At 66.4% G+C, this 12,998-nt stretch carries 15 protein-coding genes, 1 tRNA gene and 1 pseudogene; 11 read left to right on the top strand and 6 right to left on the bottom strand.

Annotated elements, in window-relative coordinates; translation table 11 throughout:
• Positions 1–31 precede the first annotated feature (31 nt).
• The 4 genes from QX135_RS31855 to QX135_RS31840 all read left to right on the top strand — a co-directional run bounded on the left by QX135_RS31855 (position 32) and on the right by QX135_RS31840 (position 3,698).
• Positions 32–250 (top strand): hypothetical protein, encoded by a 219-nt coding sequence (locus QX135_RS31855; RefSeq protein ID WP_315737681.1) that lies wholly within the window; start codon positions 32–34, stop codon positions 248–250.
• 156 nt (positions 251–406) lie between these two features.
• The gene (locus QX135_RS31850) at positions 407–2,422 is read left to right on the top strand and encodes an acetyl/propionyl/methylcrotonyl-CoA carboxylase subunit alpha (protein WP_316182602.1); all 2,016 of its coding nucleotides are present in this window, start codon (positions 407–409) and stop codon (positions 2,420–2,422) included.
• A gap of 110 nt (positions 2,423–2,532) precedes the next feature.
• Positions 2,533–3,399 (top strand): isocitrate lyase/PEP mutase family protein, encoded by an 867-nt coding sequence (locus QX135_RS31845; protein ID WP_315811434.1) that lies wholly within the window; start codon positions 2,533–2,535, stop codon positions 3,397–3,399.
• Complete coding sequence (locus QX135_RS31840; protein WP_315737684.1) at positions 3,396–3,698, top strand: acylphosphatase; 303 nt, start codon at positions 3,396–3,398, stop codon at positions 3,696–3,698. The genes QX135_RS31845 and QX135_RS31840 overlap by 4 nt, the downstream gene beginning before the upstream one ends.
• A 117-nt stretch (positions 3,699–3,815) precedes the next feature.
• Here QX135_RS31840 and QX135_RS31835 read toward each other — a convergent pair whose 3' ends face one another.
• Positions 3,816–4,625, bottom strand: a complete 810-nt coding sequence (locus tag QX135_RS31835; protein WP_316182604.1) for a class I SAM-dependent methyltransferase — start codon at positions 4,623–4,625, stop codon at positions 3,816–3,818.
• A 149-nt stretch (positions 4,626–4,774) separates the two neighbouring features.
• Here QX135_RS31835 and QX135_RS31830 point away from each other — a divergent pair, with 149 nt between their 5' ends.
• The 3 genes from QX135_RS31830 to QX135_RS31820 are packed head-to-tail and all read left to right on the top strand — an operon-like array spanning position 4,775 to position 7,454.
• Positions 4,775–5,344, top strand: coding sequence for a GbsR/MarR family transcriptional regulator (locus QX135_RS31830; RefSeq protein WP_316182606.1), 570 nt, complete (start codon positions 4,775–4,777; stop codon positions 5,342–5,344).
• Between the two features lie 17 nt (positions 5,345–5,361).
• Complete coding sequence (locus QX135_RS31825; protein ID WP_315811433.1) at positions 5,362–6,021, top strand: DUF4166 domain-containing protein; 660 nt, start codon at positions 5,362–5,364, stop codon at positions 6,019–6,021.
• Positions 6,018–7,454, top strand: a complete 1,437-nt coding sequence (locus tag QX135_RS31820) for a TIGR01777 family oxidoreductase (RefSeq protein WP_315774005.1) — start codon at positions 6,018–6,020, stop codon at positions 7,452–7,454. Before QX135_RS31825 ends, QX135_RS31820 begins: the two co-directional genes overlap by 4 nt.
• A gap of 14 nt (positions 7,455–7,468) precedes the next feature.
• Here the strand turns inward: QX135_RS31820 and QX135_RS31815 are convergent, their stop codons facing one another.
• The gene (locus QX135_RS31815; protein WP_315774007.1) at positions 7,469–8,506 is read right to left on the bottom strand and encodes an AraC family transcriptional regulator; all 1,038 of its coding nucleotides are present in this window, start codon (positions 8,504–8,506) and stop codon (positions 7,469–7,471) included.
• A gap of 59 nt (positions 8,507–8,565) precedes the next feature.
• Complete coding sequence (locus QX135_RS31810) at positions 8,566–9,423, bottom strand: LysR family transcriptional regulator (protein WP_316163183.1); 858 nt, start codon at positions 9,421–9,423, stop codon at positions 8,566–8,568.
• A gap of 108 nt (positions 9,424–9,531) precedes the next feature.
• Between QX135_RS31810 and QX135_RS31805 the strand changes: the two genes are divergently transcribed.
• Positions 9,532–9,960, top strand: a complete 429-nt coding sequence (locus tag QX135_RS31805) for a 4-oxalocrotonate tautomerase family protein (RefSeq protein WP_315776563.1) — start codon at positions 9,532–9,534, stop codon at positions 9,958–9,960.
• A 2-nt stretch (positions 9,961–9,962) separates the two neighbouring features.
• Here the strand turns inward: QX135_RS31805 and lipB are convergent, their stop codons facing one another.
• Positions 9,963–10,685: a lipoyl(octanoyl) transferase LipB gene (lipB, locus tag QX135_RS31800; protein ID WP_316182610.1), complete on the bottom strand. Its 723-nt coding sequence runs from the start codon at positions 10,683–10,685 to the stop codon at positions 9,963–9,965.
• Positions 10,686–10,750: 65 nt separating this feature from the next.
• Here lipB and QX135_RS31795 point away from each other — a divergent pair, with 65 nt between their 5' ends.
• The gene (locus QX135_RS31795; protein WP_315717718.1) at positions 10,751–10,999 is read left to right on the top strand and encodes a FliM/FliN family flagellar motor switch protein; all 249 of its coding nucleotides are present in this window, start codon (positions 10,751–10,753) and stop codon (positions 10,997–10,999) included.
• A 135-nt stretch (positions 11,000–11,134) separates the two neighbouring features.
• Positions 11,135–11,219, top strand: a tRNA-Leu gene (locus QX135_RS31790).
• A gap of 11 nt (positions 11,220–11,230) precedes the next feature.
• Here the strand turns inward: QX135_RS31790 and QX135_RS31785 are convergent.
• Positions 11,231–11,434, bottom strand: coding sequence for a hypothetical protein (locus QX135_RS31785; RefSeq protein WP_315776561.1), 204 nt, complete (start codon positions 11,432–11,434; stop codon positions 11,231–11,233).
• A 44-nt stretch (positions 11,435–11,478) separates the two neighbouring features.
• Between QX135_RS31785 and QX135_RS32495 the strand changes: the two are divergent.
• Positions 11,479–11,712 (top strand): annotated as a pseudogene (locus QX135_RS32495) (hypothetical protein); the annotation flags it as partial.
• Here QX135_RS32495 and QX135_RS31780 read toward each other — a convergent pair.
• Complete coding sequence (locus QX135_RS31780) at positions 11,619–12,995, bottom strand: HAMP domain-containing sensor histidine kinase (RefSeq protein WP_315737692.1); 1,377 nt, start codon at positions 12,993–12,995, stop codon at positions 11,619–11,621. The pseudogene QX135_RS32495 and the gene QX135_RS31780 overlap by 94 nt on opposite strands.
• Positions 12,996–12,998: the final 3 nt, after the last annotated feature.

Here is a 12,998-nt window from a genome sequence, read left to right as displayed (position 1 = left end):
GGCGTGACCGGAGCGAGGACCGTCATCGCGCATGCCCAGATCGCAATCCAAGACCGATGCCGCGGACACCGAAGACCTCGCGCTGGACGCCGCCGTGGACCAGGCCATTGCTGCCTGCGGGGGCGATCCGCGGGCGGCCATTCGTGCCCTGATCGTTGCGAACGATTTTCTCGAGACCGAGGTCGGCGAACTGATGAAGGCGGTGTCGCACGCCTATGCCCGCGGACGTTTCCACAGCTATTCCGGCTGACGGCAAGGGACGCAGCTGGCATGCCTCGCCGGACGGCAGGGGCGGAACGAGAGGCGGGTTGCGCGCGGGCGATTTTGGTATAGACGAACCGGTCAAGCTCGCGGTGTTACGCCTGTGCCACGAGCGGGGAGCCCGCCCAAAGGTATCAAGCAAGAAATGTTCAAAACCATTCTGATCGCGAACCGCGGCGAGATCGCCTGCCGGGTCATCAAGACCGCCCGCCGCATGGGAATCCGGACCGTTGCGGTCTATTCGGAAGCCGACCGCGATGCGCTTCATGTCGAGATGGCCGATGATGCCGTGCTGATCGGCCCGCCCGCCGCCGCCGAGAGCTATCTCCTGATCGACCGCATCGTCGAGGCCTGCCGCAAGACCGGCGCCGAGGCGGTGCATCCGGGCTACGGCTTCCTGTCCGAGCGCGAGGCGTTTCCGCGGGCGCTGGCCGAGGCTGGCATCGTCTTCATCGGCCCCAACCCCGGCGCCATCGCCGCGATGGGCGACAAGATCGAATCGAAGAAGGCGGCCGCCAAGGCCAAGGTCTCGACCGTGCCAGGCTTCCTCGGCGTCATCGAGGACGACAAGCATGCCGTGCGCATCGCCGACGAGATCGGCTATCCCGTCATGATCAAGGCCTCCGCCGGCGGCGGCGGCAAGGGCATGCGCATCGCGCATTCGACCGCCGAGGTGGCCGAGGGCTTCAACCTCGCCAAGGCCGAGGCCAAGGCCTCGTTCGGCGACGACCGCGTCTTCATCGAGAAGTTCATCGTCGATCCCCGCCACATCGAGATCCAGGTGCTCGGTGACAAGCATGGCAACGTGATCTATCTCGGCGAGCGCGAATGCTCGATCCAGCGCCGCAACCAGAAGGTCATCGAGGAGGCGCCGTCGCCGCTGCTCGACGAGGAGACAAGGCGCAAGATGGGCGAGCAGGCGGTCGCGCTCGCCAAGGCCGTGAACTACGACTCCGCCGGCACCGTGGAGTTCGTCGCCGGCCAGGACAAGAGCTTCTACTTCCTGGAGATGAACACCCGCCTGCAGGTCGAGCATCCCGTCACCGAGCTCGTCACCGGCATCGATCTCGTCGAGCAGATGATCCGCGTCGCCGCCGGCGAGAAGCTCGCGCTTGCGCAGAAGGACGTCGCGCTGACCGGCTGGGCGGTGGAGTCGCGCGTCTATGCGGAAGATCCGTTCCGCAGCTTCCTGCCCTCGATCGGGCGCCTCGTGAAGTATCGCCCGCCGGCCGAGAGCAAGGCGGACGGCATCACCGTGCGCAACGACACCGGCGTGCAGGAGGGCGGCGAGATCTCGATCTACTACGATCCGATGATCGCCAAGCTGGTCACCCATGCGCCGTCGCGGGCTGCCGCGATCGAGGCGCAGTCGACCGCGCTCGATGCGTTCTATGTTGACGGCATCCGCCACAACATCCCGTTCCTGTCGGCGCTGATGAACCATCCGCGCTGGCGCGAGGGAAGGCTGTCGACCGGTTTCATCGCCGAAGAGTTTCCCAAGGGCTTCGCCGCGCGTGCGCCGGAAGGCGAGATCGCGCGCCGGCTTGCGGCGGTGGGCGCCGCGATCGACCACGTGCTCGGCGAGCGCAAGCGGCAGATCTCGCAGCAGATGATCGGCCGGCCCGTGAGGCGGCAGGGCCGCCGCGCGGTGTGGCTCGGACGCGACGAGATCCTGCTCGACATCACCAGGGAGAACGGCGCGATCACGGTTCGCTTCGTCGGGGCCGACGGCAAGGTCGGCCCGGCGCATCAGTTGGTGTCGGACTGGAAACCGGGCGATGCGGTCTGGCACGGCACCATCGATGGCGCGGCCATCGCGGTGCAGACGCGCCTCATTGCGAACGGCGTGCGGCTCGCGCATCAGGGCGTTGAAGCGCCGGTCTACGTCTACACGGAAGCCGAGGCGACCGCGGCGCGGCTGATGCCGGTCGTCGCCGCCGGCGACAGCGGCAAGAAGCTGTTGTGCCCGATGCCCGGCCTCGTGGTCTCGATCGCCGTGACCGAAGGGCAGGAGGTCAAGGCAGGCGAGACGCTCGCCGTGGTCGAAGCCATGAAGATGCAGAACGTGCTGCGCGCCGAGCAGGACGGTACGGTGAAGAAGATCCATGCGACAGCCGGCGCTACGCTTGCGGTGGACGCGCTGATCTTGGAGTTTGCGTAAGCAGCAGTCATCGTCATTGCGAGCGCAGCGACGCAATCCAGAGCTCGACAGATAGCTCTGGATTGCTTCGTCGCTGCGCTCCTCGCAATGACGGGAGAGAGGAGGCGAGGATGACCTTCCGTGCACGCAGAGAGGCGCTCCGTGCGATCCTCGCCGGCGATCGCTGCATCCACCCGGGCTCGGTGTACGACGCGATCTCGATCCGCATCGCCGAAGATCTCGGCTTTGAGCTCGGCATGTTCGGCGGTTCGGCTGCCTCGCTCGCCGTCCTCGGCGATCCCGACATCGCGCTGATCACGTTGACCGAGTTGGCGGAGCAGATGCGGCGGATGTCGCGCGCCGCCGCGCTGCCGGTGCTGGTCGATGCCGATCACGGCTATGGCAATGCGATGAACGTGCGCCGCACGGTGCAGGAGCTGGAGGCGGCCGGTGCCGCGGGTCTCACCATCGAGGATACGCTGCTGCCGCAGGCTTTTGGCGAGGCGAAGCCGCAGTTGATCTCGCTTGCCGAAGGGGTCGGCAAGGTGAAGGCGGCGCTCGACGGCCGAGGCGATCCCGCGCTGGTCATTCTGGGACGAACGGGGGCCGTCTCCATCGCCTCGCTCGACGACGCCATCGCGCGCGCCAAGGCCTACGAGGCCTGCGGCGTCGACGGCCTGTTCTTCACCGGCATCACCTCGCGCCATCAGCTCGATGCAATTGCGGCAGTCGCCACATTGCCGATCGTGCTCGGTGGCGCGCCGGAGGAGATGTCCGATCTCGGCTATCTCGCCTCGCGCCGCGTCCGCGTCGCGCTGCAGGGCCATGCGCCGATCGCGGCCGCGACGCAGGCGGTGTATGAGACGCTGAAGGCGCTGCGCGAGGGCGCCTCGCCGAAGCAGCTCAAGGGGCTGCCGTCGGCCGAACTGACCGCGCGCGTCATGCGCGATGGCGACGTGAAGAAGAGACTTCGCGAGTTCCTGGGGCTTGGTTCATGATCGGTCGCGCCATCGTCCACGTCACGGTCCGCGGCCGCGTCCAGGGCGTCGGCTACCGCGCCTGGGTCGAGGACCAGGCCATCCTCAACGGGCTCGAAGGCTGGGTCCGCAACCGCAGCGACCGCAGCGTCGAGGCGGTCTTCGCCGGTCCCGCCGATGACGTCGCGGCGATGGTCACGGCCTGCCGCAAAGGGCCGCCGGCTGCGCGTGTCGACGACGTGATCGACGTCGCCGGGACGGTCGATCAGCTCGCATTGCGTCGGCCCGGCGAATCGTTCTCGGTGCTGCAGACGGCGTAGTTGTCTTCCGTTGCCGACTACCGATCGTGCACATTTGTCGGCTTTCTGTTCTGGACGGCTTTGGTCCTGCTGCAGGTGCATTTCACCCGCGGTGCACCGTAGAGCGGCCGCTGTCGCTCACCCAGCCGAGATCACCAGCGCCTGTATGCGGCCCTCGATCGGTCCGTCGCCGAACCGGCGCGCCAGCGCGTTCGCGGCCGCCTGCGTGACGGCTGCGAGGCCGGGCGTGCCGCGCGCTTCGATCTCGCCGCGCATCGGCGTGCCCTGGCAGAACGCCATTGCCGACTGATGTGGCGAGGCGGCGCGGCTGCGATGTGCAACCGTCTCGATCACGATATCGGTGAAGCCAGCTGCTGTCAGATCGGCCTTGATCCGACTGGAATCGAAATAGCCGTGCGGAGTCCGGGTGAAGAACTGCGGCGGGTTTTCGGGGAACACCTGCTGCAACGTCTCGTGAACGACGTGAGGGATTTCGTTCTCCTCGATCCGGTCCCAGACATTGAAGACGAAACGTCCTCCGGGCCTGAGCACGCGGCGGGCCTCAGCATAACCCTTGACGCGATCGGGGAAGAACATCGCGCCGAACTGACATGCGACGGCATCGAAGCTCGCGTCGGCAAAGGGCAGGGCCAGCGCATCCGCTTGACGAAATGCGATGCGGCTCTCGGTGGCGAGATGCGTCTTCGCCTGTGCGAGCATCGGCTCGTTGAGGTCGGTGGCGGTGATCCGGACCTCCGGCGGCAGTTGCGCGTGCAGCGCCCTCGTGACCACGCCGGTGCCCGCCGCCGTCTCGAGCACGTCGCGCGGCAGGCAGGCCGCGATGCGCCGCGCAAGATCCTGCGCGTAGGGCACGAAGATCAAGGGCACCAGCAGTTGATCGTAGATCTGCGGGATCGATCCGGTGAAAGCCTTGTCGGATGCCGTCATGGCTTGCTCCTGTTGCAGATGGGGCAGGCGGGGATCAGGCGGTCTCGGCGCGCGCAAGAGGGGCGCTGTAACATCCGTCTTGCCGGCCACCCGCCCGGTTCAAATAAGACGCTCTTGACATTCACTCTCTATGGTCAGATATTTCTGTCATGACAGAAACACCAGGCAATCGGAAGCTTCCGCCCGCCGTCGAGCGCTTCATTCTCAACTGGGGCGACATGGGCGACCAGTGGGGCGTGAACCGCTCGGTGAGCCAGATCCACGGGCTGCTGTATCTCGCCGAGAAGCCGGTGACGGCGGAGGACATCGCCGACACGCTCGGCATGGCCCGCTCCAATGTCTCGAACTCGCTGAAGGAGCTGCTCGCCTGGGGCTTGATCCGGCGCGTGCCGATCCTCGGCGACCGCCGCGATCATTTCGAGGCCGAGACCGACATCTGGGAGGTGGCGCAGCGGATCGCGGCCGGCCGCAAGGAACGCGAGATCGATCCGGCCATCGCGGCGCTGCGCGCCTGCGTCGCGGAAGCGACCGGCGATCCCACGATCAGCGCGGTCGCAGCCAAGCGTCTGAAAGACATGCTGGCGTTCACCGAGCTGATCGACCGCTGGTACGTGCAGATGCTGAAGGTGCCGCGGCCGCGTCTCGTCGCGCTGATCAAGCTCGGCGAGAAGATTGCAAATCTGTTGCCGTCGGGAAGGTCCAGGTCCGGCAGCGCTTGAGGAGAGTGGAGGGCGTCATGGTCACCATGCGACATCTCGGACTTTCAACGCCCTCCAGCGCCCGGCTCCATGATGATCACAGGTTCCGTGCGCTGCTGTCCGCCGAAGACTGGGGACGACTGCCGGTGTCGATCTGGCGCCGCTTCTCCAAGAAACTCGCCGACGGCGCCACCGTCGTCTATGTCGGCGAGGTCGATCAGGCCGAGATCAGCCGTGCCGGATTCTGGTTCGCGCATCTGGCACGGCTGATCGGCGGGCCGCTGCCGACGCGCGCGGACATCGGTGTGCCGATGATCGTCGCGGTGACGGAGGACGCGGCGAGAGGCGGTCAGATCTGGACACGCATTTGCGGGCGCCCGCATGGCTTCCCGCAGGTGATCCATTCCGCCAAGCGCTTCGCCGGTCCGACGGGACTCGAGGAGTATCTCGGCTGGGGCCTCAGCATGAGCCTGCGCGTCGGCGTCGCCGATGGCGCGCTTCATTTCCATGGCGCCGGCTACACGTTCGACTTCGCCGGCCGGCGCTGGGCGTTGCCGGCATGGCTCGCGCCCGGCGACCTCACCGTCACCCATTCCGATCTCGGCAGCGGCGTCTTTCGCTTCTCGCTCGAGATCACCCACCCGCGCTTCGGGCGCATCATCCGCCAGAGCGCCGTGTTCCGGGAGTCCACACCATGACGCCGCTGCTCTGGTCCCTGATCGCGCTGCAGATCGTGATGGGCGTGTTCGACACCTTCTATCACCATGAGTTCACCGAGCGCCTGGCGTGGCGGCCGTCGCAGCAGGGCGAGCTCAAGCTGCACGGTATCCGCAACGTGCTCTATGCGCTGCTGTTCGCCGTCCTCGGCTGGTGCGAGGTGCATGGCCTGTTCGCAATCCTCCTGCTCGCGGTGCTCGTGGCCGAGATCGCCATCACCTTGACCGATTTCGTCGAGGAGGATCTGACGCGCAGGCTGCCACCGAGCGAGCGTATCAATCACACTCTGCTCGCCATCAACTACGGCGCGATCCTGATGCTGCTGGTGCCGCTGCTGATCGGCTGGGCGACGCGGCCTTCTGCGATCGTGCCGGCCTATGCGGGCGTGCTGAGCTGGATTGCTGCCGCGGCCGCGGTTGGCGCTGGCCTGTGCGGTCTGCGCGACTTCGCCGCGGCACGGCGCCTGGCGCGGATGTCACAGCCCGATGCCGCCGCGCTGGTCGCGGCGCTGCCGCCGGCGCAGACCATTCTCGTCACCGGTGCGACCGGCTTCATCGGCACGCGGCTGGCGGCGAGTCTCACCGCGGCCGGCCATCACGTCGTCGCTTTGGTGCGCGACCCGGCCAAGGCCGCCGCGTTGCCGGCGCCACTGACCTTGATCACCGGTCTCGATCAGCTCGCCTCCGACACCCGCATCGACGCGATCGTCAATCTCGCCGGCGAGCCGATCGGCAACGCGCCATGGACCGCGGCCAAGCGCGCCACGATCCTGCAGTCGCGGCTGGCTACGACGGAAGCCGTCGTCTCTCTGATTGCTCGGCTCGACCGCAAGCCGAGTGTATTGGTCAACGGCTCGGCGATCGGCTGGTACGGCCTGTGGCAGGACCAGCCGCTGACCGAATCCGCCGGGTCGCATGCCTGCTTCAGTCATGACCTCTGCGACGCCTGGGAGCAGGCGGCTCGCGGTGCCGAAGCACATGGCGTCCGCGTCGCATTGCTGCGGATCGGTCTCGTCGTCGGCCGCGACGGCGGCTTCCTGGCGCGGATGCTGACGCCGTTCGAATTCGGCCTGGGCGGGCCATTCGGCTCCGGCCTGCAATGGATGTCCTGGATCGAGCGCGACGATCTCGTCCGGCTGATCGCGCACGTGATTGCGACCGAGACCATCACCGGGCCGGTCAATGCGACAGCGCCGCTACCGGTGCGCAATCTCGCCTTCACCGCCGAGCTCGCGCGCTGCCTGCGGCGACCGGCGCTGCTGCGCGTTCCCGCCGGCCTACTGCGCCGGATCGGCGGCGACCTCGCCGAGGAGCTTTTGCTCGGCGGCCAGCGCGTGGTGCCGAACAAGGCGTTGTCGAGCGGTTTCGTGTTCCGCCATCAGAGCCTGCGCAGCGCGCTCGAAGCCATCCTGTGAGCGGCCGAAAGCCGTCACGATTGCTCGGCGCGCGTCATCGTCGCCGATGGCAACTCGCCGAACGTGGCGCGATAGTAGCGGGCGAAGTGTCCGGCATTGGCAAAGTTGCAGGCGGCGGCCGCCGCCGCAACCGTGACGGCCGGATCGCCGGACCGCAGCATCTCGTGGGCGCGCCGCAGGCGCACCGACTTGGCAAAGGCCATCGGCGAATAGCCGCGCACGCGCTCGAACAGACGGAAGATCGAGCGGGCGCTGACGCCGGCTTCGCGCGCAAGGCGCTCGATCGTGATCGGCTCGCGCCAGTTGGCCTCGATGTAATCTTCGAGCCGCTTGACCAGGCCGAAATCCGGCATCGGAGAGGGATCCAGGAGCGTGTCGCGGAAACGATGACGGCTCGCGCAGAGGAAGGCGACATGCACCGCATCCTCCAGCTCGCGATAGACCGCAGCGGGGAACGCCGCATCCTGCTCGTTCAGCTGGGTCGTCAGGAAATCGAGCAGCCGCATCAGGCTGCGGGCCTGCGGATCGGCGGCCGGAATGGCGGGGGCGACCGCAAAGTCGGCGCGCGGCTGCACGCCGACCAGCGCCGTCAGGCGCCGCCGCAGCGCTTGCGGATCGAGCCGCAAAGTGAGGCGTCGATGGCCACCCTGGCACGCCATCTGCCATGGCACGCCGGCCGGCGCGACTGCGAACTGATGCTCGTTGACGTCGGTCGCCTCGCCGCGGGCGCAACTGACCGCGCGTCCCTTCAGGGCGATCTGCACCCTGATGAAGTCGGCCGCACGATGGTCGCAGACCATGTCGCAGGTCGTGGTGCCAAAGGCGAGGCCGATGGTCTCGAGTTCGATCAGGTTGACGATCGCCTCGAAGCGCTCGGCGTTCCTGAAGTCGACGCGCTCGGCGCCGAGCCGGCGCCCCGCGAGGTCGCGCAGTACGTCGGCGTTGGAGGTTCGGATCAGCGCGTGGCGATGTAACGGTTCAAGGCCGGTCGAGGCCGGGCTCGGCTTTGCTGGGGCGCTGACGAGGTCAGCTGCGGTCAAGAGACGGTTCAAGCCGCTGCTCCTGAGCTCCGATCATCAACCCATGCTACATCAGGCTCCGCGGGCGTCAATTACTTCGACATCGCGGCGCTTCGGAAGGCCGCGGCCAGCGTGCGCAAGGCCGCGCGCTTGGCCGCGTCTCCTGCCTTTGCATGCAGCATCACCTTGGAACGGCCGAGCTTGGGCAGGCCGAGATCCGGTCCGACATCGATCAGTCCGCTCGGCGCGATCCGGCGGGCCAGCGGCGCAACCGCAAGACCGGCGCGCGCGGCCGCCGCAACGGCCGTCACCCCGCCGCCGACGAACGTCTCGCTGAAGCTGATTCGGGCGCGCTCGAGAGCGCGGACCGCGATGCTGCGCACGCCGCAGGGCGGCGCGAGCGTGGCGAGCGGCAGCGTGCCGCCCGCCGGCAGACGAAATCTGGGAGCTGCGAACCAGCCGAACTCGTCCGTGATCAACGCCTCGCCACCGCGGCGGCTCGCCTCCTGGCGGACGATCACGGCGTCGAGCTTGCCGGCATCGTAGCGGTCGAGCAGGTCGCGCGAGAAGCCGATGCTGACCGACAGGACGAGGTCCGCCGTGGCAGCATGGAGCTGCTCGAGCATCGGCACCAGCTCGGGGCCGGCGACGTGATCGCTGATCCCCAACGACAGCAGCGGCCGGATGCTGGGGGCTCCGGTGAGCGCAAGGTCATGAGCGGCAACCAGCGCGCGGGCGTTTTCGGCGAAAGCCGCGCCGTCGGCGGTGAGCCGGACCGCGCGCGGCGAACGCTCGACCAGCCGCTTTCCGAGCAGCGCTTCCAGTCGCTGCAGCTTCAGGCTGACCGCGGCCTGGGTGGTGCCGAGCGTCTCGGCCGCCCGCGTGAAGCTGTGCAGCTCGCTCACCAGCAGAAAGGCGCGGACGGTCGCGATGTCGAGCGTGGCGGTCATATGCGTCTGTTATCATTGATATCCATATCGATAACGTACAAAAATGGGCGGCGTGGGGCTAGCTTTGCTCTCGAAGCGCAGTCACGCGCTCGAGACCGGGAGCCAAAAATGCCATTGATCAACATCATCTATGCCAGCCAGCGTCGCTCGCCCGCGCTGAAGAAGGACATTGCGGACGCCGTCACCGAACTGACCGCACGCATCCTGCGCAAGGATCCCAAGGTCACCGCCGTCATCGTCTCGGAAGCGGATGCCGCGGACTGGTTCGCCGGCGGCGCCGCGCTGGCGGAGCAGGGGCTTTCAAGCTATTGGATCGACGTTCACGTCAGCGAGGGCACCAATACCAAGGACGAGAAGGCCGCCTATCTCGCCGCGGTGTTCGCGCGCATGGCCGAGCTGATCGGACCGCTGCATCACGAGACCTACCTTCATGTCGACGAGGTCAAGGCGGATGCCTACGGCTTCGGTGGCTTGAGCCAGGAGCGCCGCTATGTCGCGGCGAAGCTCGGGGTGCCGCCGCAGCAGGGCGCTGCGTGAGCTCATGCCGTCTCCGGCTGGGCGACGCTGACGGCGCCGAACACGCTCTCGAACGCCTGCCGGAACGCGATGTCGACATCGGCGAGCGTCACCGGCAGGCCGAGATCGACCAGGCTGGTGACGCCGTAGCGCGGATCGGTCACGCCGCAGGGCACGATGGCCTGAAAGTGCGACAGGTCCGGCTCGACATTGATGGCGACGCCGTGAAAGGTGACCCAGCGCTTCAGCCGCACGCCGATCGCGGCGATCTTGTCCTCATGGCCCTCGCCCTTGTCGGGCCGTTTGACCCAGACGCCGACGCGATCCTCGCGCCGCTCGCCGCGCACGTTGAAGGCGTCGAGGGTGCGGATGATCGTCTCCTCGAGCGCGGCGACATAGGCGCGTACGTCGGGGCGCCGCCGCTTCAGGTCGAGCATGACATAGGCCACCCGCTGGCCGGGCCCATGATAGGTGACCTGGCCGCCACGGCCGGTCGGCACCAGCGGAAAGCGCGGATCGCGCAGGTCTTCCGCCTTGCCCGACGTACCGGAGGTGTAGACCGGCGGGTGTTCGAGCAGCCAGACCATCTCCGCGGCCTCGTTGGCGGCGATCGCCGCCGCCCGCGCCTCCATGAATTCGGTGGCCTGGGCGTAGTCGACCAGCGAATCGGAGATGCACCACGCCACGGCGTTGCCGGGGGGGCCCGCAAAGGTGGTCAGGTCGAGTGTTTGGCGGCTGTTAACCATTGGCTAACCACAACATGGTGATGTCTGGGCAACGAAAATCCAGTCGTGACTTCGGTGGTCCTGCAGTGTCAACCCTCGATAAAGTGACAGTCGACCTGATGGTCGTTCTCGGCACCTGCTCCATGCCCATCCACCAGGTTCTGCGCCTGTCCCGCGGCGCCATCATCGAGCTGGACGCCACCGAGGCCGACGACGTCAAGGTGCTCGCCAACAACCTGCCGATCGCCAACGGGGTCGTGCTGGTCGACCGCAACCGCATCGCGGTCGAGGTCAAGCAGATGCTGCCGCGCTCGCCGACGCCGACGTCGCGATAGCAGCCCCGGGCGGCGCGAAAACCATCCACAATCCGGTATTTTAGGGCAGGGCGGGCCTTGTCCCCCCGACATCGATTTGATACACGGGCGCCACTGATCCGGTGCCGCCCTTCCTCTGGCCCCGGCTTCTTCTTCGCGCTCGTGGCGGAATTGGTAGACGCGCTGCCTTGAGGTGGCAGTGGGTAACACCGTGGGGGTTCGAGTCCCTCCGAGCGCACCATAAATCCTCGTTTAATCCTTGAAATCCTTGAACTTTTTTCTGTCTGTTGCTCGGGAATGTTGCCGATCGTTCCCGCGGGGCGTTGCTGTCCTGTTTTCTGCGACGGGCTTGAGAAAATCCTCCGATGACAGGCTCTGGTCGAACGCGACCACCTCGTCCATTCCGCTGATGCCAGGCTTCTCACGGTTGGCTTGGGCGATGTCGTGAGCCGGCATTTCGGGGTCTCGATGCTGGTACACGACGCGCCGACGAAGGGCCGTTCTTCGGCTACCCGTTTGCTTTCCGCGGCAAGAAGGCGTTGGTGCTGAAGGTCCGGTTCTGTGACGGCAATGGGGGGCGTCTGTTCACCAAACGCATCGACCAGGGCGGCTTCGTGTGGCGCTGCGGGCACAAGTCATGTCACGATGAGCTTGGATCACCCTTCTTTCGAAGTGCGAGCTTCAGGGCGACGCCCCCAATTCTCGAATCCTCGATCCATAGTCGGCCATCATAGAGACTGGTCAGGTCGCGGGCAATCGCCAGACCGAGCCCAGTGCCCGGCTTCGCGTCGTCAAGTCTCGTGCCCACGTCGAATACGCGCATTCGCTCTTCGACTGGAATGCCGGGCCCGTCGTCCTCCACCGTGATCAAGACGGTGCTGTCGAGATCCTCGATCGAAATCACGACGCGGTCATGTGCCCATTTTGCCGCATTGTCGAGCAGGTTGCCGATGAGTTCGGTCAGATCGTTCGTATCGCAGGCAACGACGACGTCGGCTGCTCCTTCGACTTCGAACCGCCGGTCGTGCCCCGGGCTGAATCGCGAGTAGGTATTGATGACGCTCCTCAAGACGTCTGCGACGACCGCAAACGCACCTGCATTCGCGATCGTGGAGGCCTTTGCGCGCGCCGTCTGGTAGTTGATGAGCAGCGCCATTCGCGAGCACTGCTCCGACAGAATCTGAGCGTGGCTCTCCTGGCCGGATGCTTTCAGCCGTGCTGCCTCCTCGTCGAGAATTGCCAGAGGCGTCTTCAGCGCGTGTGCAAAACTTCCTGCGAGCACGCGAGCGCGATCGACCATAATGAGATTTGCCGCAATCATTCCGTTCAACTCGGTGACGAGCGGCATGATTTCCTCCGGCAGGTCCTCGGGCAGCCGCGTGGTCTTGCCGCTGCGCACGTCCACGATGGCGCGACTCATGCGCTGGAGTGGCCGCAGGCCGTAAACGACTTGAGCGTAGGCGGTGCCAACCATGGCGAGGGCCATGATACCCAGCGTCGCGATCAGCGTCAGATTGAGGTGCTGCATCTCGTCACTGATCAGTCGCTCGTCGGCACCGACACGGATTTCGACGGGTTGCCCGAGCCGAGACGGCTCGCTGATGTTTCGGACCATGCGCATCGGCCCAGTCGGTCCCTCCACATTCGTAAGCGCCGTGGAGGGAGGCAGGGAACCCTCGCGAGTCTGATCGGGCGTGAATGAAAGAGAAAGGTCATCCTGTAGCGACGGCGAACGCGCGGTTTCGCCGTTCTGCAGGATGACCTGCCAATACATTCCGGACCTGGCAGGGGAGAAACGCGGATCGCTCAGATTGCGGGCGATGAATAGCCGCTGCGTTGCGTCGATTTCCACGAGGTCGGCGAGCTCGCGGGCGTGATCCAGGAGGTCATGATCGAAGTGGGCCACGACGACACGGCGAATGACGATCGAGAGTCCGAGCCCGCTGGCGAACAAGACGATGGAAATCCAGATCGCGGCGACCACGATCATGCGGGCTCGGAAGTTGCGGCTGAACATTGC

Origin of the sequence: Bradyrhizobium sp. SZCCHNR1098 (assembly GCF_032489375.1) — a bacterium.
In the GTDB taxonomy this organism is placed as follows: domain Bacteria; phylum Pseudomonadota; class Alphaproteobacteria; order Rhizobiales; family Xanthobacteraceae; genus Bradyrhizobium.
This window is presented reverse-complemented; position numbering and strand designations above follow the sequence as displayed.